This is a genomic window from Microbacterium sp. T2.11-28 (genome assembly GCF_950097975.1).
In the GTDB taxonomy this organism is placed as follows: domain Bacteria; phylum Actinomycetota; class Actinomycetes; order Actinomycetales; family Microbacteriaceae; genus Microbacterium.
The window spans coordinates 36,465-62,344 of record NZ_CATNHF010000029.1 but is presented as its reverse complement, the minus strand read 5'-3'; the positions used below and the strand labels follow the sequence as shown (position 1 = coordinate 62,344).

Sequence of the window (25,880 nt, the reverse complement as noted above, 5' to 3'; positions counted from 1 at the left end):
ACTGTCACCTGTTCGTCGCCCGGCGGCACACGGCGCCGAGCGACGGCTCAGCCGGTGGTCCCCATGAGGATGCGCGCGTCGTCGTCGACCCAGTCGATCGACTTCGTGACGGCCTTCTTCCACTGCCGGTAACGGCGGGCGCGCTCGTCGGCATCCATCTGCGGCTCGAAGCGGGCGCCCTCCCGCCAGTGCGTGCGCAGCTCGTCGCGATCGCGCCAGACCCCCACTGCCAGCCCCGCCGCGTAGGCGGCGCCGAGCGCGGTCGTCTCGATCACCTCCGGGCGCACCACCGGGATGCCGAGGATGTCGGCCTGGAACTGCATGAGCACGTCGTTGCGGGTCATGCCGCCGTCCACGCGCAGCTCGTCGAGGGTGTGCCCCGAGTCGGCCTGCACCGCCTCGATCACATCGCGGGTCTGGAAGGCGGTGGCCTCCAGGGCCGCGCGAGCGATGTGGGCCTTGGTGACGTACCGCGTGAGACCGACGAGGGCTCCGCGCGCATCGGGCCGCCAGTACGGGGCGAACAGTCCCGAGAAGGCGGGCACGAAGTAGGCGCCGCCGTTGTCCTCGACGGTCGCGGCGAGCGTCTCGACCTCCTCGGAGCTGCGGATGATGCCGAGGTTGTCGCGCAGCCACTGGACGAGCGAGCCGGTGACCGCGATCGACCCCTCGAGGGCGTAATGGGCCGGCTCGTCTGCGCACCGGTAGGCGACCGTGGTGATGAGCCCGGCGCGCGATCGCACGATCTCGGTGCCGGTCCCCACGAGAAGGAAGTTGCCGGTGCCGTAGGTGTTCTTGGACTCCGCGGCGTCGAAGGCCGTCTGCCCGAACGTGGCCGCCTGCTGGTCGCCGAGGATGCCGGCGATGGGCACACCGGCCAGCTCCGCCGGACGCGCCACCTCGCCCACCACCTCGGACGACGAGCGGATCTCGGGCAGCATCGCGCGCGGCACGCCCCAGACCTCCAGCAGCTCGTCGGACCAGTCCAGGGTGCGGAGGTCCATGAGGAGCGTGCGGCTGGCGTTGGTGACGTCGGTGACGTGGATGCCGCCGTCGACGCCGCCGGTCAGGTTCCACACCACCCAGCTGTCGGGCGTTCCGAACAGCAGGTCGCCGGCCTCGGCGGCCGCGCGGGCGCCGTCGACGTGCTCGAGGATCCACGCGAGCTTGGATGCGGAGAAGTAGGTCGCGAGCGGGAGCCCGGTCTGCTCGGCGAAGGCGTCCACGCCGCGGGCGGCGATCATGCGGTCCACCGCGGGCTGGGTGCGGGTGTCCTGCCACACGAGGGCGTTGTGGACGGGCTCGCCGGTGCCGCGGTCCCAGACGACGACCGTCTCGCGCTGGTTGGTGACGCCGACGGCCGCGATGTCGGAGGCCGTGAGCGACGCGTTCGCGAGAGCCTGCGCGAGCACCCACTCCGTGTTGGTCCAGATCTCCCGGGCGTCGTGCTCGACGCGCCCGGCGCGGGGGAAGATCTGCTCGTGCTCGCGCTGGGCGGTCGCGACGATCGCACCCGCGTGGTCGAACACGATCGCGCGGGTGGAGGTCGTCCCCTGGTCGAGGGCGATCACGTGGCTGGACATCGTCGTCTCCTCATCGGATCGGGCGCGCGAACGCGCCGGCGCACGGATGCTGCCACGCTACCGCGTGACGCGGTCGGCCCGGTCGGAGGGCGACGGCTCGGCGGCGCGCACCGCCGCCAGAGCGCGCGCGACCTCTGCGGCCTGGCGCTCGGGATCCCATCCCAGCACCGGCGCGACCGCCTCCGCGATCTCGGCGGCCACCTCGGCCGAGGCCTGCCCGACGAAGGCGAGACTGGTGCGTCGCTGGAGGATGTCGTCGAGGTGGACCACCTGCTCGGTGCGCGCCAGGTGGCGCAGCTCGCCCGTGCTGTAGTCCGGGGCCGTCCGCAGCGGCCGGTCGTCCTCGCCCAGCGCCGCCACGACATCGGCCGCGACGGTGCCGTAGCGGTCGAGCAGGCGGATGGCATGCTCGGTGCCGACAGTCGCGGCGTAGGGGGCGACCCACTGGCGCCGTGCCCGCTCGGTCAGCGGGTAGCCGGCTCCGCCGCCGATCGGCAGCCCCTTCGTCGTCCGCCGTCGCGGCACCGAGAGGAGCTCCAGCACGCGATCGGCGAGGTGGGCCGCCGATGCCCGGAAGGTCGTCCACTTGCCGCCGACGAGGCTGAGGACGGCCGCGCCGGTCGATCCGCCGAGGCGCTGGACCTCGATGCGGTAATCGCGCGAGACGAACCCGGGCGCGAGGTCGCCGTGGCCGGGAAGCGGGCGCACGCCCGCGAACCGGTGGACGATCTGCGAGCGGTCCACGGCGATGCCGGGGAAGACGTGGCCGATGAGGTCGAAGAAGTAGTCGACCTCGGCCTCGGTGCACACGATCGGGTCGGCCATGTCGTGCTCGAGGTCGGTCGTGCCGACCAGCACCCGTCCCTTGAGCGGGTAGATCAGCACGATGCGCCCGTCGGAGTGCTCGAAGAACAGCTCCCGCCCGCCGGTCGCGGCGAGGAGCTCATCGTGGTCCAGGACGACGTGCGAGCCCTTCGTCCCGCCCATGTAGTGCGTGGGGTCGCCGAGTGCCAGGTTCGTGAGGTCGGTCCAGGGGCCGGAGGCGTTCACCACGACGGACGCGGTGAAGGCGAAGTCCTCGCCGTCCTCCCCGCGCACGACGACCTTGCCGTCGTCGGCCCCGACGGCGGCGGTGTAGTTGGCGGCACGCGCGCGGTCGCCGCCGGCGGCCACGCCGTCGCGCAGCACGTCGAGGGCGAGTCGCTCGGGGTCGTGCAGCGACGCGTCCCAGTACGTGGCCGTGTAGCGCACACCGGGGTTCAGCTGGGGCAGCTGCTCGAGCGACCGGCGACGGCCGTGGAAGGTGTGCCGCGGCACCCGGCTGCGTCCGAAGAGCCCGCCGCCGCCCGAGAAGGAGTCGTAGATCACGAGCCCGATCTTGATGAGCGCTGCGCCGCGCTCGCGGTGGGCGCCCCCGCCGTGGCGGAGGAACCGCAGCGGCGCCGAGAGGATGCCGGAGAACGTCGAGTAGATGGGGATCGTCGTCTGCAGGGGGCGCACGTAGTGCGGTGCGATGCGGAGGAGGTCGTTGCGCTCGGTGACGGCTTCGTGGACGAGCCGGAACTCGCCGTTCTCGAGGTAGCGGATGCCGCCGTGGATCATGTGGCTGGACGCCGCCGACGCCCCGGACACGAAGTCGCCGCGCTCGACGAGGGCGACGTCGACGCCCTGGAGCGCCAGGTCGCGGAACGTCGCGAGGCCGTTGATCCCGCCGCCGATGATCAGCACATCCGCGTACGGGCGCGCCCGCAGCGCGGCGGTTCCGCCCGGTGCCTGTGTGGTGCTCATGATGCGTCCTTCCCCTGCGTCCAGGCTACGTCGCTCTCCCGTGGAAGGGCTGCGTGCCGCACCCGCAGCACGACGGCGCCGCCGGGTGCCAGCAGCGGCATCGCCAGGACGCCCTCCGCGAGGGCGGCGCCCGACAGCCGGGCACCGTGCGCGAACCACGGCGGGGCTGCGTCCTGGATCGCGGTGGTCTCCCCCAGCCCGACGACGTCGACCCGGTAGAACAGCGACGGATCGAGGCCGGGGACAGCCAGTGGGGGCACGATCGCCCCGCCGGGGCGGTCGAGGACGGCGTAGCTGAACACGCCCTCGTGGCCGTCCGCGCTCACGACGCCGTGGACCAGGACCCCGTCGGCGAGATCGGCGCGGACGACCCGGCCGGAGTGCAGCAGGGGGCGCAGCTCGCGATGCACCGCGATGCCCCGTCGCAGCCCGTCGCGCTCGGCGTCGGACAGCCGGGTGAGATCGGACTCGATCCCGGCGTGCAGGAAGAGCGCCGTCGCGAGGCGGAAGGACAGGTCGCTCACCCGACCCGTCGTGTGAGCGCGCGCGTCGCCCACATGCGAGCCGAGGTGCTCGGGCGGGATCAGGATGCCCGTCCAGCGCTGGATGCCCTGGCGCTCGAGCGGGTCGTTCGTGTCGCTCGGCCAGAAGCGCTCGACGCGCCGCAGCATCTCGAGGTCGACGCGGCCGCCGCCCGACGCGCAGGACTCGATCTCGACGGCCGGATGCGCGGCGCGCAGCGCGTCGAGCAGCCGGTACAGCGCGCGCACCTGACGTCCGGTGCCGGGTGCGAGGAGATCGCGGTTGTGGTCCCATTTGAGGGCGGCGATGGGATAGCGCCGCAGGAGGGCGTCCACCCGGTCGTACACGTACGTCCAGGCATCGGGATGGTCCAGGTCGAGCACGTGCTGCCAGCGCCACGTCACGGCCGGCGGTGCGGTGAGCATCCACTCGGGGTGCGCGCGGGCCAGGTCGGAGTCCTCGCTCACCATCTCGGGCTCGATCCACAGCCCGAACTCCATGCCCGCCTCGTGGACGCGGGCGATGAGCGGGTCCAGGCCCTCGGGCCATTTGGTCTCGTCGACCTCCCAGTCCCCGAGCGCGCGCCGGTCGTCGGTGCGACCCCGGAACCAGCCGTCGTCGAGCACGAATCGCTCCACGCCGACCTCCGCCGCGCGGTCGACCAGCGGTGCGACCCGCTCCAGGGAGTGGTCGAAGTACAGCGCCTCCCACGTGTTGAGCGTGACCGGACGGGGCCTCAGCCCGCCCGCCCGCGACGGCCCGCCCGCCCACGACCGGATCCAGGGGTGGAAGCGGTCCGACAGCCCGTCGATGCCGGCGCCGGACCACGCTGCGACGAGGGTCGGCGACGTGTAGTGCTCGCCGGGTCCGAGCGTCAGATCGTCGAGGACCTCGCCCGCCGCGCACACCGTCGCCCCGAGCTCGGAGCGCTCGAGCCACAGTCGCTTGTCGCCGCTCCATGCGAGATGGAGCGCCCAGACCTCGCCGTCGCGGAAGCCGAAGCCGGACACCCCGGCGAGCAGGAGGAACGGATCGTCGTGTCCCCCGCGGCCGTGGCGCGTCTCGCGCAGCCACACGCCGACGCCCGGCTGCTGCCGCTGCGGCCGGCGCTCGGCCGCCCAGCGGCCGTGGAAGTCCAGGAGCTCGCGCGCCCGCCCGGGAAGCGGCAGGGCCAGGTCGGCCGCACCGAGGCGCACCGGGGCGTCGCCGTCGTTGCGCACGGTGTGCGCGACGAGCAGCACCCCCTCGTCGGTGAGCTCCCAGCGGGTGTCCACGTGCAGGTCGCCCCAGGACGTGGTCGTCCGCAGCTCCCGCTCGGCGCGCCGGCTGCCGGTGAGGGTGCCGGGTCCGCGCACGCCGTCGGCGGCGAGCACGGGGCGCCCCGTCCACCCGTCGGCGAGGGCCGGCAGCACGGAGACGCGCAGCGGCGCATCCACGGAGCTCGGCGCGACGGCCGGCACGGCGGCGTCGGCCAGTTCGATCAGATCGGCGTCGGTGAGCGGGCCCAGGTCACGTCCCCAGTGGAGGACGGCGGGCGCCGCCGCGCCGCGGGTGTCGAGGATGAGCCCGACGCCCGCGGCGCGGAGGTGATGGATCACGCTGGTCCTTACTCCGCCACGGGGATCGACTGGGCCTTCAGAGCCGCGATCGTCGAGGTCTGACCGGCGGCCAGGGCATCAGCGAGCGTACCCGAGCCCGAGACGGCGTTCTTGAACCCGTCCGAGACGTCGGCGTAGGTCTGGGTCATGGTGGGACCCCAGACGAAGTCGGGGCTCACCTGTCCCGCGGCCTCCGCGAAGACCTCGTAGATCTTCTGGCCGCCGTAGAACTCCACACCCTCCTGGAGGGCCGGCAGCTCCAGGCCCGCCGTGGTCGCCGGGTAGATCGCGGCCGTCGTGTTGAGCGAGGTCAGCGCCTCCTCGGACGTGTTGAGCCACAGCGCGAACTTCGCCGCCTCGTAGAGGTGGTCGGTACCGGAGAAGACGGCGATCGACGAGCCGCCCCAGTTTCCGGCGGCCGACTCGCCCGCGTTCCACTGCGGGGCCTGCGCGACCGACCAGGATCCCGCCGTGTCGGGTGCGCCGCTGGCGATGGAGTTGGCGCCCCACACTGCGGAGTTCCAGGTCCAGACCTCACCCGAGTTGTACGCGTTGTTCCACTCGTCGGTCCACGCCGGGTAGGTCGACACCAGGTCGTTCTCGATGAGGTCCTGCCAGTAGTCGGCGACCGTCGTCGACTCCGCTCCGGTGAGCTCGACCGTCCAGGCCTCGCCGTCGTTGGCGAACCACTGACCGCCGGCCTGCCAGACGAACCCGGCGAACTGGTTGATGTCGGTCTGCGAGAAGTTCGTGATGTACCCGCCGAGCTCGCGGATCTTCTCCGCCGCGGACTTGTACTCCTCCCACGTGGTCGGCACGGGGATGTCGTTCTCCTCGAACAGATCGCTGCGGTAGAACAGCGCCATGGGTCCGGAGTCCTGCGGGATGCCGTAGACCTCGTCGTCGGTGCCGAGGGTCACCTGCCCCCAGGTCCAGTCGACGAACTGATCCTCCGCGGCGACGACGTCGGCGCACGCGCCCAGATCTTCGAGGCCGTCCTGCACCCGGAAGTTCGGGAGGGCGTCGTACTCGATCTGGCCGAGGTCGGGCGCGTTGCCGGCCTCGAGCTGGTTGAAGAAGTTCTGGTAGGTGCCGGCGTTGCCCGAGGGCCCGGTCTGGACCTCGACCTGGATGTCGGGGTTGGCCTCGTTCCAGATCTCGACGGCATCCTCGATGCCGGGGATCCAGGACGTGAACGTGAGCGTGACGTCGCCCCCGGACGGCTCGCAGGCGCCGGCGGCGTCGCCGGTGTCGCCTTCGCCGCCCGAGGAGCAGGCCGCGAGCGTGAGGGCCAGGGTGGCGGCAGCCGCCACACCGGCGGCTCTCTTCATGTGTCGCATGATCTCTCTTTCTTGGTGGGACGTGCAGGGTTTCCGGCTGGTACCGGCCGGGTCAGGACTTCAGCGCGCCGGCGCCCAGACCCGAGCGCCAGTACCGCTGAAGAAGCAGGAAGGTGATGATGAGCGGGACGATCGACAGCAGCGCGCCGATCAGCACGAAGGTGCGCAGCTCGGGGAACTGGTTGATGGTCGAGTTCCACGCGTAGAGCCCGTACGTCACCGGGAACAGCTCGTCGCTGCGCAGCATGATGAGCGGCAGGAAGAAGTTGTTCCAGATGCCGACGAACTGGAAGAGGAACACCGTGATGAGGGCGGGGACCATCAGGCGGATCGAGACGGTGAAGAAGGTGCGGATCTCGCCCGAGCCGTCGATCCGGCTCGCCTCGAGCAGCTCGTCCGGCACGCTGGCCTCGGCGAACACGCGGGCGAGGTAGACGCCGAAGGGACTCACGACGCTCGGGAGGAACACCGCCCAGAAGGTGTTGGTGAGCTGCACCTGGCTGAAGAGCAGGAACAGCGGGAGGGCCAGGGCGGTCGCCGGCACGAGCACGCCGCCGAGCACGACGTTGAAGATCAGCTCCCGGCCCGGGAAGCGGTACTTCGCCAGCGCGTAACCGCACATGCCGGCCAGGAGGGTGGCCACCAGCGCCCCGCCGCCGGCGTAGCCGAGGCTGTTGAGGATCCAGCGCAGGTAGACACCGTCGTCGTACGAGAGCAGCGCCGTCAGGTTCTCGCCGAAGGCGAGATCGGCGAACCACAGCGGATTGGTCGAGAACAGGTCTCCCCGGCTCTTGGTGGAGGCCACCAGGAGCCACCAGACGGGCACCAGGAAGTAGAGGGTGAAGACCCCCATGATGAGCATCGCGGCCGTGCGCGAGACCGGGTTCTCCTTCGGTCGGCGGGGGCGCGCGGCACGCGGGGCACGCCGTGCGGGGACGGTGAGTTCGGCTGTGCGGCTCATGCGTCTGCCTTCCGTCGGGTGATGCGCAGGAACGTGAACGACAGCGCGAAGGTCGCCAGGGCGAGCACGACCGAGAACGCCGCCGCGAGGCTGACGTTCGGGATCGCCGAGGTCGCGTAGATCGTCATGTTGGGCGTGTACGTGCTGGTGACGGCCGAGCTGAAGGAGCGGAAGACCTGCGGCTCGGCGAGGAGCTGGAGGGTCCCGATGATCGACAGGATGGCGGTGAGCACGAGCGAGGAGCGCACCATCGGGATCTTGATCGACCACGCGATCCGGAACTGACCGGCGCCGTCGAGCCGCGCGGCCTCGTACATGTCCGTGGGGATCGCCAGCAGCGCCGAGTAGATGATCAGCATGTTGTAGCCGACGAACACCCACGTGACGACGTTGGCGATCGCCCACAGCACGAGGTCGGCGGAGAGGAAGTCGACCGAGCCGGTGAGCACCGCGAACGGCGAGAGGTTCGGCGAGTACAGGAAGCCCCACATGATGGCCGCGATGACGCCGGGAACGGCGTAGGGGACGAAGAACGCCAGCCGGAAGAACCGCTTGCCGCGCAGGAGCGGGGAGTCCAGCAGCAGGGCGAACACCAGTGCGAGGCCCAGCATGACCGGCACCTGCACGATGCCGAAGAGCAGGACCCGGCCCACGGACGACCAGAAGGGCTCGCTCTGGAAGACGAGGGCGTACTGGGCGAGTCCGCCGAACACCTCGCGCGCCTCGCCGAAGGTGCCCTCGCGCTCGACGACCATCAGCGACTTGCCGATCGCGTAGCCGATCGGGATCAGGTAGAAGATCACGAACAGCGCCGCGAAGGGGACGACGAAGAACGCGATCGCGGACTTGTGGTGCACCCGCGCGCGTCGCGACGCCCGTCGCGTGCGCTCGGTCGTGAGCAGTGCCTCGGTGGCGGTCATCGCACGGCATCCTCTCGGATCACTCGGACGGCGCCGGCGGGAACGCGCAGCTCCCCCGTCGCCGCGGCGCCCGTGAGGAGTTCACGGCCGCGGACAGGGACCACCGCGTCGGCGGCGGTGTGGTTGATGATGAAGCGGTAGCTGCGGTCCCCGCCGACCCGCCGGATGACGTCGACGCCCGGTCGGGCACCGTCCAGCCGCGCGGCGCCGGCGCCGGCGAGGACCTCGTCGACGATGCGGGCCAGCCCGGACGCATCGGGGAAGGTCGCGAGGTACCAGGCATCGCCCGCGCCCGCGGCACCGGGGCGCCGGGTGAGGGCCGGCGCGCCGTCGGCGGGGCCGCCGTCGAACCGGTCGCGCACCTCGCAGTCGACCGCGACGACGCGCTCCGTCCACAGCGAGGCGAGCGCTCCCGACGCGAGGCGCACCGCGTCGCCGGGCAGGACCGGTGCGAACTCCTCGACGCGCAGACCGAGCAGGTCGCGCCAGACGCCCGGGTACCCGCCCGGACGGACGCGGTCCTGCTCGTCGACGATGCCGCTGTAGAAGGTGACGAGGACGTGGGAGCCCGCGCGGACCGCGTCGTCGACGAGAGCCGCGTGAGCGTCGCGCACCAGATGGAGGCCGGGCACGACGACGAGCCGGTATCCGTCGAGCGGCGTCCCCGGCGCGAGCACGTCGACCGTGGCGCCGGCCTCGCGGAGCGCCCGGTGCGTCGCCCACACCTGGTCGAGGTAGGCGACCGACTCGCTCGGGCGGTTCTCGGCGTCGAAGGCCCACCAGGCCTCCCAGCTGAACAGGAGCGCGACGTCGCCGCGCACGCGCGTTCCCGCGACCTCGCCCAGCCGGCCCAGAGCGTCGCCGAGCTCCTGCACCTCGCGCCAGAGACGGGAGTCGGTGCCGGCGTGCGGGACGAGCGCCGAGTGGAACTTCTCGGATCCCTGGAGCGAGGCGCGCCACTGGAAGAAGCACACCGAGTCGGCGCCGCGGGCCACGTGCGCCAGCGAGTCGCGGAGCATCTGGCCGGGGAGCTTCGCCAGGTTGTGGGGCTGCCAGTTGACGGAGCCGGTGGCGTGCTCCATCAGCATCCAGGGGTCGCCGCCGGCGAGACCGCGCGTGAGGTCGGCGGCGAAGGCGAGCTCGGAGGTCGGGTCGTCGAGGCGGTGATCGAGGTAGTGGTCGTTGGCGATCACGTCGACCTCGGGCGCCCACTGCCAGTAGTCGAGCTCGCGGATGTGCGCGGTGACCATGAAGTTCGTGGTCACCGGCACCTCGCTGTGCCGACGGATGATCTCGCGCTCGGCGACGAGGTGGGACCTCAGCTCGTCGGAGCTGAACCGCGAGAAGTCGAGCACCTGCGAGGGGTTGCGGGTGGAGAGGGTACGGCGGGGCGTGCCGATCTCGTCCCAGGCGGTGTAGCGCTGCGACCAGAAGCTCGTGCCCCAGGCCCGGTTCAGCTCGTCGATCGAGCCGTAGCGACGGCGCAGCCAGCCGCGGAACGCCGCAGCGCTCTCCTCGCAGTAGCAGTGCGCGTTGTGGCAGCCCAGTTCGTTCGACACGTGCCAGAGCGCGAGCGCCGGATGCCTGCCGTAGCGCTCGGCGACGGCGCGGGTGAGCTCCAGCGCGGCCGCGCGGAACACCGGCGAGCTCGGGCACCAGGCCTGCCTGCCGCCGGGGAAGCGCCGGGTGCCGTCGTCGGCCATGGGCAGGATCTCGGGGTGACGCGTCGTGAGCCACGGCGGCGGCGAGGCCGTGCCCGTCCCGAGGTTCACGCGGATGCCGTTCTCGTGGAGCAGCGTGATGATCTCGTCGAGGCGCGAGAAGTCGAAGGAGCCGTCGGGCCCCTGCAGATCCGACCAGCCGAAGACGTTGATCGCGACCAGCGAGATCCCGGTCTGCCGCATGAGGGCGACGTCCTCGCGCCAGACGGCGCTGTCCCACTGCTCGGGGTTGTAGTCGCAGCCGAAGTCGACCCCGCGGTGCTCGTAGCGCGGCTTCGACGAGGAGCGCTCGAGATCGACCACAGCGATGTTCACGACATTCCCCCATCGGCGTCTTCGGCGATATGTGCACGTGCACAGATTCGGAGAGCGAAGTTCGGCTCTGAGCTTCTGTGAACGTACACAGAATGACAGCGACGAACGGCCGTGTCAACCCCCGCGAGCGCTAAGGTGGGGGCGTGTCGGCCAACGGACCGCGACCGCGGCGAGCAACAGTCCACGACGTGGCTGTCGTCGCGGGCGTCTCGCGCGGCACGATCAGCCGCTACGTGAACGGCGACCCGTACGTCTCGGCGAGTGCGCGCGAAGCGATCGAGGCGGCGATCGCCCAGGTGGGCTACGTGCCGAACACCGCCGCCCGGCATCTCGTGATGCAGCGCACCGAGTCGATCGCCTTCATCGTCCACGAACCGCACTCCCTGTTCGTCGACGACCCCAACATCGGCGGCATCCTCCTGGGCGCCAACGCCGCGCTCTCCGACGCCGATCACCAGATGGCGGTGCTCATCGTCGACTCCGAGCGCGACACCGACCGCGTCGCGCGCTACCTGTCGGGCGGCGCGGTCGACGGCGCGATCATCGTGTCGGCACGCGCCAACGACCCCGTCGGACGCGTGGTGGAGCGGCTGAAGCTCCCGGCGGCGTTCGTCGGGCATCCCCCCGGCGCGACCTCGGCGGCCTTCGTCGTCATCGACAACCGCGGGTCGGCCCGCACGATCACCGAGCGGCTGCTGGCCACCGGGCGCCGGCGGGTGGGCATGATCGCCGCCGCCCTCGACCGCGACTCCGGGTCCGAGCGGCTGGCCGGGTTCACCGATGCCCTCGGCGCGCGCTTCGATCCCGATCTGGTCGAGCCCGTGCCGCTCTACTCCTACTCCTCCGGCCGCACGGCGATGGAAGCCCTCCTCCGCCGCCACCCCGAGATCGACGGCGTCTTCGCCGCCTCCGACGCGGTCGCCGCGGGGGCGATGGAAGCCCTGCGCGCGGCCGGCCGGAGCGTGCCGGGCGATGTCGGGGTGGTCGGCTTCGACGACAGCGCCTGGGCGGGACGCACCCTCCCCCCGCTGTCGACGGTGCGTCAGCCCGCCGAGGACCTCGGGCGTCACGCCGCGGCGCTCGTGCTCGGTCAGCTGCGCGGGGAGAGCCCTCCCCGCGAGGTGCTCCTCGAGTGCGAGGTCATCTGGCGCGAGTCGGCGTGAGGGCGCCCGTGCGCGCCTCGCCGAGGCCGGCGGGCCCCGCCTCGCGCAGTCGCCGGCGGTAGGCCCCCGGCGACTCGCCGCACATCCGCCCGAAGCGGTCGTAGAACTGGCTCAGCGAGCGGAACCCCGCGGCGAAGCCGACGTCGGGCACCGGGAGCTCGGTCGACAGCAGCAGCTGCTGCGCGTGCGCGACGCGGCACTGGGCCAGGTACTCGCCCACGGTGATGCCCACCGCGCGCCGGAAGAGGGTCATCGCGTACTGCGGATGCAGGTGGACGTGCGCCGCGACGTCGGCGACGGTGACGTCGTGGCGGGCGTGCTCCGAGAGGTAGGCGATCATCGCGCCGGCGTGACCGGTCGCCGGTCGGGGCGCGTCGCCGACCGCGTCGCCGTCCTCGCCGTCCACCGTCCAGGCCCACCGCGAGGCCGCCGCCTCGATCTCCATGAGGGCGACGCGCCGCGAGACCTCGGCGTGCGGACCGGCGTCGTGCAGCTCCCGCTGCCAGCGCCCCACGCGCTCGGCCCACTCCTCGGCGGCGCCGGCCGAGAGGGGGAGGTCGGTGCGCGTCGTGAGCACCTCTCCGTGCACGAGGCGCCGGACCACCTCGCCCGGCAGCCCCCACGCCAGAGCGCGGGCGAGCGGGATCGTCACCCACGCCTGCCGGCCGGCCCCCGACGACGCGTCCAGCCGGTGCGGCCGCGCCGCCCAGAACAGCGACACCGATCCGGCAGGGAGCACGTGCGTCCGCCCGTCGATGACGTAGGTGAGGTCCACGTCGGCGACGTTCACCTCGATGTCGTCGTGACGGTGCGCGCGGACCATCGGCTGGACGGCCCCGCGCCAGCAGTCGATCCCGAAGGTGTGCCGGTCGACGTCGTGCGCACTCATGATCCCGGAATTCTTGCACGTATGGGCGGAAGAATCACGGGATACGCGTCCGTAGCGTGAGAGGACACCCGCCATCCGACCTCTGGAGCATCATGGCCGCCTCGACCCTCACCGCACCCCCGACCCGCGACTACCACCTCACCGCCGCGCAGATCGAGCAGTTCGACCGCGACGGATACCTCGTCCTCAAGAACCGGATCCCCGCCGAGCTGCTCGCACGCCTGCAGGACGCCGCCGACGCGTGGATCCGCGACGGACGCGCGGTCGCCGCCGACGATCCCGCCCGCGCCGACTACCAGTTCGCGCACCGCGGCGGCGCCTCCCGCCTGTTCCGGGTCGACTACCTGCACGGCAAGGGGCAGCCCGCGTCGCTGGAACTGCTCGGGAGCCCGGCGGTGCTCGGCATCGCCGAGAGCCTCGCCGGCGCCGACGCGGTCCCCACGTATGAGTCACTCGTCTTCAAGGACGCCGGCGACGGGGCGCCGATCGACTGGCACCAGGACGCCGTGCACCCTCGCACGCGGCGGATCTTCAACGTCGACGTCTACCTCGACGCCTCGCGCATCGGCGAGGGCGCCCTGCGGGTCGCTCCCGGATCCCACCGGGCGCCGGTGGACGTCTGCCAGCTCCAGGACGAGTACGGCTGGGACGCGCCGGGGGTGGTGCAGGTCGAGCTCGACCCGGGCGACGTCCTCGTCCACGACGTGATGATCGTCCACGGGAGTGAAGCCGTCCAGGGCAACCGCCTGCGCCGCACGATCTACTACGAGTTCCGCTCGGCCGCGCAGATCCTCGCCGAGGGCCCGTGGGATGCGGAGTGGATCGATCGCCGGCTGCGCCTGATCCCGGTCGCCCTCCGCGAGCACGCCCGCCGCAACCCCGCTGCGGAGGCCTTCGCCTGGAACATCCCGGCCGACCTCGCTCCGCGCGCGGCGGGCGACGACGAGGCGGAGCTGCGGATCGCGCACGGCGTGCACTCCCCCGGCTCATACTGCAGCGCCGGCAGCGTCCCCTTCTCGTCCTGACGATCGGGGCCCGTCGAGGTCCTGGCGGCCCGGGGAATGAAACGTCCCGTCGCGCGTTGAGTAAGCTCGGAAGCAGAAGTGCTCCGGGGTCGGTGGGAATCCGAACCGGCGGTGACAGTCCGCGAGCCCGCGTTTCGGCGGGGGTTGATCCGGTGGAAATCCGGGACCGACGGTGATGCGACGGTGTTCTGAGAAGAGCATCTGCGCTAGTCCGGATGGGAGGAGGCACAGGCGGTGTCGCGCACGCGCGCATCCGCCCGGGCGTCGCCCGTCCCCGGAGTCCGAACGATGGACCCGACGAAGGACGCAGGATGGCCGCCACCGACCGCGAGATCGCCGCGATGCGGCGCGCTCTGGCGCTCGCGCTCCACGGTCCCCGCGGGCTGAACCCGCAGGTGGGCGCCGTCCTCCTCTCCCCCGACGGCGAGGTGATCGCCGAGGGCTGGCATCGCGGCGCCGGGACCCCCCACGCCGAGGTCGACGCCCTGTCGAAGCTCGCTCCGGGCGGAGCCCGCGGGGCGACCGCTGTCGTGACGCTCGAGCCCTGCAACCACACCGGACGCACCGGGCCGTGCTCCGAGGCCCTCATCGCGGCGGGCGTCGCGCGGGTCGTCTACGCGGTCGACGACCCGGGCGCGCACTCCTCGGGAGGCGGCCGGCGTCTGCGCGAGGCCGGCGTCGACGTCGAAGCGGGAGTGCTCGCCGCAGAGGGGCAGGCCCTGCTCGACAGCTGGCTCACCGTCCAGCGTCTGGGACGCCCGCTCGTCACGCTGAAGTGGGCGCAGTCCCTCGACGGCCGCGCCGCCGCCGACGACGGCACCAGCCAGTGGATCACGGGCCCCGAGGCGCGCGCCGACGTCCACCGCCGCCGCAGCGAGGCGGACGCCATCCTCGTGGGCACCGGCACGCTGCTGGCCGACGACCCCGCCCTCACGGCGCGCCGGCCCGACGGGTCGCTCTTCGACGCGCAGCCGCGTCCCGTGGTCGTCGGCACCCGCGCCGTGCCGCAGGACGCGCAGGTGCGGCGTCACCCGCGCCCGTTCATGCAGGACGAGGGGGACGATCTCCCCGACCTCCTGAGCCGCCTCCGCGAGCTCGGTGCGCACCGCGTGTTCGTCGAGGGAGGCCCGACGCTGGCCAGCGCCTTCCTCCGCGAGGGCCTCGTCGACGAGGTCCTCGTCTACCTCGCCCCGACGCTGATCGGCGGCAGCAGGCTCGCCGTCGGCGACATCGGCGTCGGCACGATCGACGCCCAGCGGCGACTGGACCTCTCATCCGTCGAACGGCTCGGCCGCGATCTCCTCATGATCGCGCGCCCTCTCACCACCTCCGAGGAGATCTCCTGATGTTCACCGGCATCATCGAAGAACGCGGCACGATCACCGCCGTCGAGCCGTCGGGCGACGGCGTGCGACTCACGGTCCACGCTCCGCTGGCGGTCTCCGACGCGCAGCGCGGCGACTCGATCTCGGTCAGCGGCGTGTGCCTGACGGTGACCGAGCAGGGCCCGGACTGGTTCACCGCCGACGTGATGAAGCAGACCCTCGACATGTCCTCGCTGGGCGGCTTCGCCGTCGGCACCGAGGTCAACCTCGAGCGCGCGCTGGCCGCTCACGCCCGTCTGGGCGGCCACATCGTCCAGGGCCACGTCGACGGCACGGGCGAGGTGCAGGAGGTGCGCCCGGGAGACCAGTGGCGGGTCATCCGCGTCTCGCTGCCCGCGGACCTCGCGCCGCTCGTCGTCGACAAGGGATCGATCAGCCTCGAGGGCGTCTCGCTCACCGTGTCGGCCGTGTCGTCCGCCGATGGCGCGGACACCGGGCACTGGTTCGAGGTGTCGCTGATCCCCGAGACGCTCGACAAGACCACGCTCGGCGCCCTCGCCCCCGGCGCGCGCGTGAACCTCGAGACCGACATCCTGGCGCGCCACGTGCAGCGCCTCCTCGCCTTCCACCCCGACCAGATCGAAGAAGGAGGCTCCCGATGAGCCTTGCCACCATCCCCGACGCGCTGGACGCCCTGCGCGCGGGACGCCCCGTCATCGTCGCCGACGATGAGAACCGCGAGAACGAGGGCGACATCATCCTGTCGGCCGAGCTGGCCACGCCCGAGTGGCTCGCGTGGACGATCCGCTGGTCCAGCGGCTTCCTCTGCGCCCCCATGCCGGCCGACTGGGCCGACCGCCTCGACCTCCCGCCGATGGTCGCGGTCAACGAGGACAGCCGCGGCACCGCCTACACGGTCAGCGTGGACGCGGCCGACCGCGTCTCGACGGGCATCAGCGCCGCCGACCGCTCGCACACCCTGAACGTGCTCGCCGATCCCGCATCGACGCCGGCATCGGTGATCCGCCCCGGGCACATCCTGCCGCTGCGCGCCGTCGACGGCGGCGTCCGCGAGCGCGCCGGACACACCGAGGCCGCGGTCGAGCTCATGAGGCTCGCCGGGCTGCAGCCGGTCGGCGCGATCGGCGAGGTCGTCGCCGAGGACGGCAGCATGATGCGTCTTCCCGGTCTTCTCGAGCTCGGCGAGCGCGAGGGCGTCCCGGTCATCACGATCGAGCAGCTCATCGCCCACCTCGACGGCACCAGCACCGCGGGGGCCGCGGCGGAGAAGGGCCCCCGTCGCCGCGTGAGCCTGCGCGCCGAGGCGAAGGTGCCCACCTCGCACGGCTCGTTCCGCTTCCTCGCCTACAAGGACCGCGTCACGGGGACCGACCACATCGCCGTCGTGTCGGGCGACCTGTCCGACGGCGCGGCGCTCGTGCGCGTGCACTCCGAGTGCCTGACGGGTGAGGCGTTCGGCTCGCTGAAGTGCGAGTGCGGACCGCAGCTGGACGCCGCGCTCGACGCGATCGAGCAGGACGGCGGCGTCGTCATCTACATGCGCGGCCACGAGGGCCGGGGCATCGGACTCATCAACAAGCTGCGCGCCTACAGCCTGCAGGAGCGCGGACTCGACACCGTCGACGCCAACCTGGCCCTCGGCCTGCCCGCCGACGCGCGCGACTACGCGGCCGCCGCCGGCATCCTCGCCGACCTCGGCATCGAGCGCGTGCGCCTGCTGACCAACAACACCGACAAGGTCAACCAGCTGCGCGGACTCGGGCTCGACATCGTCGAGCAGGTGCCGCTGCTGGTCGGCGTCGGCCCGAACAACCACCAGTACCTGGCCACGAAGGCCGAGCGCATGGGGCACATCATCGACGGCACCGCCCTCGACAACGCCCTGGCAGGATCCCAGGAGGAGCACGCATGAGCGGACACGGCGCACCCCGGGTCGACCGCATCGACGGCACGGGCCTGCGGGTCGTGGTCGTCGCCGGCACCTGGCACGACACGATCACCGACGGCCTCATCGCCGGCGCCGAGCGCGTGCTGGACGCCGCCGGGGCATCCTGGCGTCTCGTGCGGGTGCCCGGCTCGTTCGAGCTGCCGGTCGCGAGCAAGGTCGCGCTGGACGCCGGCGCCGATGCGGTCGTCGCGCTCGGCGTGATCATCCGCGGCGGTACGCCCCACTTCGAGTACGTCTCGTCGGCGGCGACCGACGGGCTGACGCGGGTCGCGCTCGAGACGGGCAAGCCCGTCGGCTTCGGGGTGCTCACCCTCGACGACGAGCAGCAGGGCCTGGATCGTGCAGGCCTGGCGGGCTCGAAGGAGGACAAGGGCGCCGAGGCGGCCGACGCCGCCCTGCGCACCGCGCTGCTGCTGCGGGAGCTGCGCGGCTGACGCCCGCCCGCCCGCGTGCGAAGCTCCGGCCTCAGCTCGCGGGACGCGCGGGGGGCTCCTCCCAGCCGCGCACGGCGTGGAAGACCGCCGACTTGGGATACCGCCCCGCGGGCGGCGCGACCTCGAACACGTCGAGCATCAGGAACAGCGGGTAGTCCGGCGCCTGCGGCACGACCCGCACCACGACCCCCTCGCAGCCGACGATCGTCTCGCCGTCGCCCCAGATGACGGTCCAGGTGTGCCTGCGGCCCGCGTCGACGGGCACGGAGACGGCGGCCATGTCCGTCGTGAGCCCGCTGTCGCCGTGCGCCTTGATCCCGACGCGGGCGCGCGTGCTCCCGACACGGTCGCCCGCGCCGATCGCCTCGGCGTCGATCTCGAAGACGCAGATCTCCCCCGCCTCGGCAGGCGTGCGGTGCTCGGTGCCGATGAGCCACGCCGCCGTCATGCACCCGAGGTCGCGGCTCGCGCTGACGTCGATCTCCACCCGCCCGGCCGACGGGGCGAACAGGAGCCGCGTCGGGACCGGCGTGCGCACCGTCACGCCGTCCGGGCGATGGCGGTGCGTGCCGACGTCCGAGCCGAGCGGGCCGGAGAACATGCCCGTCTGCAGGTTCGACACCCGCAGCGGCGCATCCTCGGGCCGCCAGTCCGGCTGATCCGCCTCGATGCGCAGCTCGATCCCCCGGGCCACCGCTCGGCAGCGCGCCGCCGAGCGCTCCGGAGTGGTCCACTGCGGCAGGTAGTGCGCGACCCACCGGTCCTCCGACAGCGGCCCCGCGAAGTCGTCGGCGAAGTCCGCCGCGCGGTCGGGCGGGGGCGGGAGCGGATCACCGGGAGCGAGCATCACCCCAGTGTGACGGCCCCGTCCGACATGTTCGCCGCAACCTTCAGTTAGACTGAGAGCATGGAGATCCTGCGCCACGCCGTCGTCCTCGTCCACCTCGTCGGATTCGCCGTGCTCTTCGGCGCCTGGGTGGTGGAGGCCGCCGGCCAGCGGCGCATCACCCGCCTGCAGCACCTCGGCCTCGCGATCGCCGCCGTCGCCGGGCTCGCGCTGGCCGCGCCGTGGGGCATCGAGTACGACCTCAACTACATCAAGATCGGCACCAAGCTCGTCGTGCTCCTCGTGATCGGCGCGCTCCTGGGCATCGGCGCGGGGCGTCAGCGCAAGGCGGGGAGCGTGCCCCCGGCGATCTTCTGGGGCATCGGCCTGCTGACGCTCCTCAACGCCGGCATCGCCGTGCTCTGGCGCTGACCGTCCGTCGCACAGACACCACCGCCCGTCGCATCAGCGGCGGGCGGTTCGTCGTGTGCGCCGCCGCGGGACGGGCACCCGCTTAGGCTGACCCGTTGTCCGTCGGCGATCCGCCGGCCGTCACCGACATCCCGAGCCGCCCCGCGCATCACCCCGCGCGCCGCGCGACCCGCCCCCGGCTCGTCCCACGAGGACCGCGCATCTCGTTCCGCGTCAGTTCAGGTTCCTCATGTCACACACCGCCTCCCCGACCGCTCCCGCCAACCCCCGCTCGCGCGTCATCACCGCGAGCCTCGTCGGCACCACGATCGAGTTCTACGACTTCTACGTCTACGCGACCGCGGCCGTCCTCGTCTTCCCGATCCTCTTCTTCCCGACCGGCGACGACACGACAGCCCTCCTCTCCTCCTTCGCCGTCTTCGGTGCGGCCATGGTCGCCCGACCGATCGGCGCGGTGGTCTTCGGCCACTTCGGCGACCGCTTCGGCCGCAAGGCGACGCTCGTGGCGTCGCTTCTCACCATGGGCATCGCCACCTTCCTCATCGGGTGCCTCCCCACCTACGACAACATCGGGTGGTGGGCGGCCCTGCTGCTGCTGATCCTGCGTCTCTTCCAGGGCTTCGCGCTCGGCGGCGAATGGTCCGGGGCCGCCCTCGTGGCCACCGAGAACGCTCCGAAGGGCAAGCGGGCCTGGTACGGCACCTTCCCGCAGCTCGGCGCACCGATCGGCTTCATCATCGCCAACACGGTCTTCCTCGTCATCAACTTCGCCCTGCCGCACCCCGACGGTCCGGCGCAGCGCTCCGAGGCGTTCCTGGAGTGGGGCTGGCGCGTGCCGTTCCTGTTCTCGGCGGTCATGGTGATCGTCGGCCTGTGGGTGCGCCTGAAGCTCGTCGAGTCCGAGACGTTCGCGCGGGCCGAGCAGAGCGGCGCGATCCGCAAGTTCCCGCTCGGCGAGGTCATCCGGGGCCACTGGCGCCAGCTCATCCTCGGCACGTTCATCATGCTCGCCACCTACGTGCTCTTCTACCTCATGACGAGCTTCACGCTGTCGTACGGCACGAAGGCGACCCTCGAGGGAGCCGAGGCCGCCGCCGAGGCGGCCGGCACGCCGTTCGACGCCGCGACCTACGTCGCCGGCCTCGGGTTCGGATACACCGACTTCGTGATCATGCAGATCATCGGCGTCGTGTTCTTCGGCATCTTCACGCTGCTGTCGGGCCCGGTCGCCGACGCGATCGGCCGCCGGAAGCTCCTTCTGTGGATCACCGCCGGCATCGGCGTCTTCGGCCTGCTCTTCAACGTCTTCCTGCTCCCGCAGCTCGACCCGAAGTTCAGCGGCGCGCTCGTGCAGGCGTTCCTCATCTTCGGCTTCATGCTCATGGGCGCGACCTTCGGCCCGATGGGCGCCATCCTCCCCGAGCTGTTCCCGACGAACGTCCGCTACACCGGCTCGGCGATCTCGTACAACGTCTCGTCGATCCTCGGCGCGGCGCTCGCGCCGATCGTCGCGGTGGCGCTGTGGGCGGCGGCCGACGGGCAGCCCTGGCTGGTGGGCGTCTACCTCTCGGGCTCCGCCGTGCTGACCTTCGTCGCCCTGTGGCTGTCGAAGGAGACGAAGGACGTCGAGTACGAGACCAACATCGGCCTCGGCGAGACCGCGTCGCTCTGACGACGCGCCTGCTGCGCGAAGAGCCCCGGGACCTCGCGGTTCCGGGGCTCTTCGCGATCCTCAGTCGAGGAAGAGGGCGCGCAGCCGCTTCGTCGTGAAGACGAGGCCGACCGCGATCATGACGACGTAGTAGAGCACGTGCCAGAGCATGCCCGCGCTCAGGATGCCGGTCGTGAGCCCGCGGATGAGCTCCACGCCGTGCCACAGCGGCAGGGCCATCACGATCTGCTGCACCCAGCCCGGATACACCGAGATGGGGTAGAACGTGGCCGAGAAGAGGAACATCGGCAGCAGCACGAAGTTGATCCAGTCCATGTGCTGGAAGGTCTTCATGTAGCTCGTGATCGCCATGCCGACGCTGGCGAAGCCGAAGGCGATGAGCAGCACCGTCGGCAGCGCCAGCACCGCCGTCCAGGCGAGGTTCAGCCCCATCACCTGCATGACGATCATGAACCCCGTCGCGTAGAGCAGGCCGCGCAGGAGCGCGTAGAGGATCTCTCCGAGGGCGACGTCGAGCGGGCCGAGCGAGGTCGAGAGCATGCCCTCGTAGAGCTTGCCGTAGTTGAGCTTGAAGAAGACGTTCCACGTCGAGTCGTAGATCGCGCCGTTCATCGCCGACACGGCCAGCAGCGCCGGGGCGATGAAGGCCGCGTACTCGACCGTGACGCCCTGCGAGGTCTGCACGTCGCCGATGAGAGCGCCGAGACCGATGCCCATCGACAGCAGGTAGAATACCGGCTCGAAGAAGCCCGACAGCACGATGATCCAGCTCGAGGACCGCGCGGCGATGAGCCCGCGCTGCACCACCGCGCCGGGGTTGCCCGCCCACAGGGCGCGGACCCCGCCGCGGCGGACGGAGGTGTCGACGACGGCCGTCATTTCGCGAGCCTCTCGATGAAGATGCGGCGACCCCAGAGGTACCCGAGGACCGTCAGCACGACCAGGTAGCCGACATGGAACACGACCTCGCCCGCGCCGACCGCCTCGCCGTAGGTCGCGATGCGGCCGAGCTCGGCGCCGTGCCACAGCGGCGAGATCCAGCCGATCCACTGGAGCCACACCGGCAGCGTGTCGAGCGGGTAGAACGTGCCCGAGAACAGGAACATCGGCATGAAGAGGAAGCGCTGCACCAGCGCGAACTGGCCCTTGTCGTCTTCGATCGACCCCGCGTAGGCCATGAGGGGCACGCCGAACGCGAGGCCCGCGGCGACGCCCGCGGGGATGGCGAGCCAGCCCGTGGCCGGGGAGGGCACCGTCTCCACGAAGAGGTCGAAGATCCACAGGAACAGGTAGTAGGCGCCCACGGCGACGAACATGCGCGCCGCAGCGCCGGCGATCACGCCGTGCGCGATCTGCGGGCTCGCCAGCGGCGAGGCGTTGAAGCCGTAGAAGTACCGCCGCCACTTGAACCCCGCCATGACCGGGTAGGTCATCTCCTCCGACGCCACGGCGATCGCCGCGGTCACCAGCAGCGCCGGGGCGACGAAGACGAGGTAGTCCACCTCGTGCCCGCGGTCGATGACCGGGACCTGGATGAGTGCCGCGAGCCCCACGGCCAGGCCGAGGAGGTACATGATCGGCTGCCCGAGGGCGCCGACGATGATCGTCCAGCCGTACGCGCGCATCGCGCGGACCATGTGCTCGGTGACGTACCAGCTGCCGAACCGCCGGGGCCTGCTGCCCCACTCCATCGCCTCGGCGCGCAGCTCGTCGAGGGTGGGATGCGTCGTGGTGCTCATTCGATCAGCGACCGTCCGGTGAGGCGCAGGAAGACGTCCTCCAGGCTGGAGCGGCGCACGAGGCTCGTGATCGGGTGGAGGCCGGCGGCGGTCACGCGCTCGAGCGCCGCCTCACCGTCGCCCGCGTAGATCAGCACCCGGTCGGGCAGCACCTCGACCCGGTCGCCGATCCCCTGCAGCTGCGCGGCGACCTGCTCGTTGCGGTCGGAGCCGAAGCGCACCTCGAGCACCTCGCGGCTGGAGTGCTCGCGGATGAGGGAGGACGGGGTTCCCTCCGCCATGATGCGGCCCTTGTCGACGACGATGAGACGATCGCACAGCTGCTCGGCCTCGTCCATGTAGTGCGTGGTCAGCACGAGCGTCGTGCCGCGCTCCTTGAGGCGGAAGAGGCGGTCCCACAGGACGTGCCGCGCCTGCGGGTCGAGACCGGTCGTCGGCTCGTCCAGGAGCAGGATGCGCGGGTCGTTGATGAGCCCGCGCGCGATCGTGAGCCGGCGCTTCATGCCGCCGGAGAGCTGGTCGACCTTGTTCTTGGCCTTGTCCTCGAGCTGGGCGAACGCCAGCAGCTCGTCGGCCTTCTGATGGCAGACCTTTCCGGGCAGTCCGAAGTAGCGACCGTAGATGTACAGGTTCTCGCGCGCGTTGAGCTCGCCGTCGAGGTTGTCCTGCTGCGGGACGACACCGAGCCGCGAGCGGATCTCGGGACCGTAGCGGTCGGGGTCCAGGCCCAGGATCTCGAGGTCGCCGGAGGTGCGGGTCGACACGGCGCCGATCATCTTCATGGTCGTGGACTTGCCGGCGCCGTTGGGCCCGAGGAGGCCGAACGACTCCCCCGGCGCCACCTCGAAGCTCAGTCCGTCGACGGCGAGGAAGTCGGGCTTGCCTTTGACCTTATAGGCCTTGACGAGGTTCTGGGCGGAGATCACGGGCTGGGGCACCGCACCACACTATCCGTCGCCTCGGACACCGCCGGACGTCGAGGATCCGCCGCAGTCCGTCAGCGTGTGTTGACGGCGGTCGGTTCGTCAACTATCGTTGACACCCCGCGCAGACGAGAGGCTTCCGCATGAGCAGCGACGACATCCGCACCCTGATCGGATCGGCGCCCGACCGCGAGCCCATCGCCGAGCTGCACCGCCTCGCCGAGGTGCGTCGCGAGGTCGCCCGCTCCGAGGAGGCGCAGGTGCGCCGGGCGCGCAACCTCGGCTACTCCTGGCAGGCGATCGCCGGCGCGCTCGGGGTGAGCAAGCAGGCCGCGCACCGCCGCTTCGGACGACGCTGACCCGCGCGGCGCGGACACCCGCCGAACGGAGGGAAGATAGAACACACGGGCAGCGTCGCCCCGGATCACCCGCATCTCCTCTGAGGACGCACCTCCATGTCATCTGCCACGCGTGGCCGCCGCCGCCCCTCCGCCGACGACGGCCCCCGGGCGAGCCTCCGCCAGCTCCTGCCCTTCCTCCTCGAGCACACGCGCGTCCTCGTCGTCGTCGCGGTGCTGAGCATCGTCGGCGCCGTCGTCACCCTGGCCCAGCCGCTGCTGGTGGGACAGGTCATCGAGCGCGTGCAGGCCGGCGAGACCCTCGGCATCCTGGTCTGGGTCATCGTCGCCCTCGTCGTCGTCGCCTCGGTCGTCGCCGGATACCAGCACTACCTGCTGCAGCGCACCGGCACCGCGGTCGTGTACTCCAGCCGCCGCAAGCTCATCTCCCGCATCCTGCACCTGCCGATCGGCGAGTTCGACGCCCGTCGCACCGGGGACCTCGTCTCGCGCGTGGGCACCGACACGACGCTCCTCTACGCCGTGCTGACGCAGGGACTCGCGGATGCGGTGGGGAACGCGCTCATCTTCGTCGGGGCCATCGTGGCGATGGCGCTCATCGACCCGGTGCTGCTCATCGCGATCGCGGTCGTCCTCGGGCTGGCGCTGACGGCCGTGGTCCTTCTGAGCGGACGCATCCGCTCCGCCACGCGCCAGCAGCAGGAGAAGGTCGGCGAGCTCGCCTCGGGCGTGGAGCGCGCGATCGGGTCGATCCGCACCGTGCGCGCCGCGGGCGCGACGGCCCGCGAGTCCGCCGACGTGACCGCCCGCGCCACCGAGGTGTACGGCATCGGCGTGCGCATCGCGAAGGTGTCGGCGCTCGTCGTGCCCGTGGCGGGGGTGGCGCTGCAGGCGTCGCTGCTGGTCGTGCTCGGCTTCGGGGGCTTCCGTGTCGCCGACGGGGCGATCACGATCGCGCAGCTGGTGACCTTCGTCATGTTCCTCTTCCTGCTGATCGGTCCCCTCGGCACCCTGTTCGGGGCGATCACGTCGGTGAACCAGGCGCTCGGAGCCTTGGGGCGCATCCAGGAGGTGCTCGACCTGCCGCGCGAGACCGACGACGACGAGCGCGTCGCGGCCGCCCTCACCGCCGACACCGGCGCGATCGGCGCCGGCGCCGACACCGACGCGGGAGCGGTGCCCGCGATCGAGTTCCGGGACGTGCGCTTCGCCTATCCCGCCGCGGTCGTCGCCGCGCGCCGGACGGCGGAGGACGCCGCGCGACGCGCCCTCACGGATGCCCACGTCGACCCGGCGACGGTGGAGGTCGCGCCGGTGGCCGAGGGTGAGGTGCTGCGCGGGGTGTCCTTCTCGGTGCCGCGCGGGGCCCGCGTCGCCCTCGTCGGACCCTCCGGCGCGGGGAAGTCCACGACGCTCGCGCTCATCGAGCGGTTCTACGACCCCACCGCCGGCGCGATCCTGCTCGACGGCGTGGACGTCCGCGCGATCGACCGCGACCGCCTGCGCGCCCAGCTCGGCTACGTCGAGCAGGACGCGCCCACGCTCGCCGGGACGATCGCCGACAATCTGCGGCTGGCCTCGCCGGGCGCGAGCGACGAGGACTGCGAGCGGGTGCTGCGCGCCGTGAACCTCGGCGGCGTGCTGGAGCGCGATCCGCTCGGACTGGACGCCCCGGTCGGCGAGGCCGGGGTGATGCTCTCCGGCGGCGAGCGTCAGCGCCTGGCGATCGCCCGGGCGCTGCTGGCCGCCCCTCCCATCCTTCTCCTCGACGAGTCCACGTCGTCGCTGGACGGACTCAACGAGCAGCGCATGCGCGAGGCGATCGACGCGGTCGCGAGCGGGCGGACGCTCGTCGTGATCGCGCACCGGGTGTCGACGGTGGTCGACAGCGACCTCATCGTCGTCCTCGACGGCGGCGAGGTGGTCGGGCAGGGCACCCACGCGGAGCTCGTGGCGACCGTGCCGCTGTACCGGGACCTGGCCGCCCACCAGCTGCTGACCTGACCGCCGCTCCCGCGCCCCATGCGCGAGCCGACACGATTCCGACGAGCCGACACGCTCTTGCACGCACGCCGCGTGTCGGCTCGTCGCAACCTTGTCGGCTCGGCGGAGGTGGAGGGGGACGCGCGGACGCGGCGCACCCGGGGGATGCGCCGCGTCCGGGCCGGTCACTTGCCGTCGAGCGCGTCCTTCGCGTCCTTCGCGGCGTCCTTGACGTCGGAGGCCGCGTCCTTCGCGTGGGCCTTGACCTGGTCGGCCTTGCCCTCGGCGACGAGCTTGTCGTTGTCGGTGGCCTTGCCGACCGCCTCCTTCGCCTTGCCGGCGAGGTTCTCAGCGGTGTTCTTGATGTCGTCTGCGAAGCCCATGAGGCTCTCC

At 71.8% G+C, this 25,880-nt stretch carries 23 protein-coding genes; 10 read left to right on the top strand and 13 right to left on the bottom strand.

The features are described from left to right. Positions 1-47: 47 nt before the first annotated feature. Genes glpK through QQZ13_RS12890 form a run of 7 tightly spaced genes read right to left on the bottom strand, consistent with a single transcriptional unit; the run spans position 48 to position 10,748 of the window. Positions 48-1,583, bottom strand: coding sequence for a glycerol kinase GlpK (gene glpK / locus QQZ13_RS12920; protein ID WP_284529690.1), 1,536 nt, complete (start codon positions 1,581-1,583; stop codon positions 48-50). A gap of 57 nt (positions 1,584-1,640) precedes the next feature. Further along, a complete protein-coding gene (locus QQZ13_RS12915) occupies positions 1,641-3,371 on the bottom strand; it encodes a glycerol-3-phosphate dehydrogenase/oxidase (protein ID WP_284529689.1) in 1,731 nt (576 codons plus the stop codon). Then, positions 3,368-5,491, bottom strand: coding sequence for an alpha-galactosidase (locus tag QQZ13_RS12910; protein WP_342395269.1), 2,124 nt, complete (start codon positions 5,489-5,491; stop codon positions 3,368-3,370). Before QQZ13_RS12910 ends, QQZ13_RS12915 begins: the two co-directional genes overlap by 4 nt. 8 nt (positions 5,492-5,499) lie before the next feature. Further along, the gene (locus QQZ13_RS12905) at positions 5,500-6,831 is read right to left on the bottom strand and encodes an ABC transporter substrate-binding protein (RefSeq protein ID WP_284529687.1); all 1,332 of its coding nucleotides are present in this window, start codon (positions 6,829-6,831) and stop codon (positions 5,500-5,502) included. Between the two features lie 52 nt (positions 6,832-6,883). Further along, positions 6,884-7,792, bottom strand: a complete 909-nt coding sequence (locus QQZ13_RS12900; RefSeq protein WP_284529686.1) for a carbohydrate ABC transporter permease — start codon at positions 7,790-7,792, stop codon at positions 6,884-6,886. Further along, complete coding sequence (locus QQZ13_RS12895; RefSeq protein WP_284529685.1) at positions 7,789-8,712, bottom strand: carbohydrate ABC transporter permease; 924 nt, start codon at positions 8,710-8,712, stop codon at positions 7,789-7,791. Before QQZ13_RS12895 ends, QQZ13_RS12900 begins: the two co-directional genes overlap by 4 nt. Next, a complete protein-coding gene (locus QQZ13_RS12890) occupies positions 8,709-10,748 on the bottom strand; it encodes a beta-galactosidase (protein WP_284529683.1) in 2,040 nt (679 codons plus the stop codon). Before QQZ13_RS12890 ends, QQZ13_RS12895 begins: the two co-directional genes overlap by 4 nt. A gap of 188 nt (positions 10,749-10,936) precedes the next feature. On the opposite strand from QQZ13_RS12890, the gene QQZ13_RS12885 reads away from it, so the two are divergent. Beyond that, on the top strand, positions 10,937-11,911 hold the full coding sequence (locus QQZ13_RS12885; protein WP_284529682.1) for a LacI family DNA-binding transcriptional regulator: 975 nt from the start codon (positions 10,937-10,939) through the stop codon (positions 11,909-11,911). Here QQZ13_RS12885 and QQZ13_RS12880 read toward each other — a convergent pair. Then, on the bottom strand, positions 11,889-12,800 hold the full coding sequence (locus tag QQZ13_RS12880) for a helix-turn-helix domain-containing protein (RefSeq protein ID WP_284529681.1): 912 nt from the start codon (positions 12,798-12,800) through the stop codon (positions 11,889-11,891). The two genes, QQZ13_RS12885 and QQZ13_RS12880, sit on opposite strands and share 23 nt — an antisense overlap. Before the next feature lie 92 nt (positions 12,801-12,892). Between QQZ13_RS12880 and QQZ13_RS12875 the strand changes: the two genes are divergently transcribed. The 5 genes from QQZ13_RS12875 to ribH all read left to right on the top strand — a co-directional run bounded on the left by QQZ13_RS12875 (position 12,893) and on the right by ribH (position 17,553). After that, the gene (locus tag QQZ13_RS12875) at positions 12,893-13,825 is read left to right on the top strand and encodes a phytanoyl-CoA dioxygenase family protein (protein WP_284529680.1); all 933 of its coding nucleotides are present in this window, start codon (positions 12,893-12,895) and stop codon (positions 13,823-13,825) included. A 311-nt stretch (positions 13,826-14,136) separates the two neighbouring features. Then, complete coding sequence (ribD, locus tag QQZ13_RS12870; RefSeq protein WP_284529679.1) at positions 14,137-15,171, top strand: bifunctional diaminohydroxyphosphoribosylaminopyrimidine deaminase/5-amino-6-(5-phosphoribosylamino)uracil reductase RibD; 1,035 nt, start codon at positions 14,137-14,139, stop codon at positions 15,169-15,171. After that, positions 15,171-15,812: a riboflavin synthase gene (locus QQZ13_RS12865; RefSeq protein ID WP_284529677.1), complete on the top strand. Its 642-nt coding sequence runs from the start codon at positions 15,171-15,173 to the stop codon at positions 15,810-15,812. The genes ribD and QQZ13_RS12865 overlap by 1 nt, the downstream gene beginning before the upstream one ends. Further along, complete coding sequence (gene ribA, locus QQZ13_RS12860) at positions 15,809-17,083, top strand: GTP cyclohydrolase II (RefSeq protein WP_284529676.1); 1,275 nt, start codon at positions 15,809-15,811, stop codon at positions 17,081-17,083. Before QQZ13_RS12865 ends, ribA begins: the two co-directional genes overlap by 4 nt. Then, the gene (ribH, locus tag QQZ13_RS12855) at positions 17,080-17,553 is read left to right on the top strand and encodes a 6,7-dimethyl-8-ribityllumazine synthase (RefSeq protein WP_284529675.1); all 474 of its coding nucleotides are present in this window, start codon (positions 17,080-17,082) and stop codon (positions 17,551-17,553) included. The genes ribA and ribH overlap by 4 nt, the downstream gene beginning before the upstream one ends. Positions 17,554-17,584: 31 nt before the next feature. Here ribH and QQZ13_RS12850 read toward each other — a convergent pair whose 3' ends face one another. After that, positions 17,585-18,400 (bottom strand): hypothetical protein, encoded by an 816-nt coding sequence (locus tag QQZ13_RS12850; RefSeq protein WP_284529674.1) that lies wholly within the window; start codon positions 18,398-18,400, stop codon positions 17,585-17,587. 60 nt (positions 18,401-18,460) lie between these two features. Between QQZ13_RS12850 and QQZ13_RS12845 the strand changes: the two genes are divergently transcribed. Both QQZ13_RS12845 and QQZ13_RS12840 read left to right on the top strand, forming a co-directional pair. Then, positions 18,461-18,811: a Fe-S protein gene (locus QQZ13_RS12845; protein ID WP_284529672.1), complete on the top strand. Its 351-nt coding sequence runs from the start codon at positions 18,461-18,463 to the stop codon at positions 18,809-18,811. A 229-nt stretch (positions 18,812-19,040) separates the two neighbouring features. Continuing rightward, positions 19,041-20,483: an MFS transporter gene (locus QQZ13_RS12840; RefSeq protein WP_284529670.1), complete on the top strand. Its 1,443-nt coding sequence runs from the start codon at positions 19,041-19,043 to the stop codon at positions 20,481-20,483. Positions 20,484-20,543: 60 nt separating this feature from the next. Here the strand turns inward: QQZ13_RS12840 and QQZ13_RS12835 are convergent, their stop codons facing one another. Genes QQZ13_RS12835 through QQZ13_RS12825 form a run of 3 tightly spaced genes read right to left on the bottom strand, consistent with a single transcriptional unit; the run spans position 20,544 to position 23,160 of the window. Further along, a complete protein-coding gene (locus tag QQZ13_RS12835) occupies positions 20,544-21,362 on the bottom strand; it encodes an ABC transporter permease (protein WP_284529669.1) in 819 nt (272 codons plus the stop codon). Then, positions 21,359-22,222, bottom strand: a complete 864-nt coding sequence (locus QQZ13_RS12830; RefSeq protein ID WP_284529668.1) for an ABC transporter permease — start codon at positions 22,220-22,222, stop codon at positions 21,359-21,361. The genes QQZ13_RS12835 and QQZ13_RS12830 overlap by 4 nt, the downstream gene beginning before the upstream one ends. Further along, on the bottom strand, positions 22,219-23,160 hold the full coding sequence (locus QQZ13_RS12825; RefSeq protein ID WP_284529667.1) for an ABC transporter ATP-binding protein: 942 nt from the start codon (positions 23,158-23,160) through the stop codon (positions 22,219-22,221). Before QQZ13_RS12825 ends, QQZ13_RS12830 begins: the two co-directional genes overlap by 4 nt. A gap of 128 nt (positions 23,161-23,288) precedes the next feature. Here QQZ13_RS12825 and QQZ13_RS12820 point away from each other — a divergent pair, with 128 nt between their 5' ends. After that, the gene (locus QQZ13_RS12820; protein ID WP_284529666.1) at positions 23,289-23,504 is read left to right on the top strand and encodes an AsnC family protein; all 216 of its coding nucleotides are present in this window, start codon (positions 23,289-23,291) and stop codon (positions 23,502-23,504) included. Between the two features lie 96 nt (positions 23,505-23,600). Then, a complete protein-coding gene (locus QQZ13_RS12815; protein WP_284529665.1) occupies positions 23,601-25,508 on the top strand; it encodes an ABC transporter ATP-binding protein in 1,908 nt (635 codons plus the stop codon). 164 nt (positions 25,509-25,672) lie between these two features. Here the strand turns inward: QQZ13_RS12815 and QQZ13_RS12810 are convergent, their stop codons facing one another. Next, positions 25,673-25,870 (bottom strand): CsbD family protein, encoded by a 198-nt coding sequence (locus tag QQZ13_RS12810; protein ID WP_284529664.1) that lies wholly within the window; start codon positions 25,868-25,870, stop codon positions 25,673-25,675. Between the last annotated feature and the right edge of the window lie 10 nt (positions 25,871-25,880).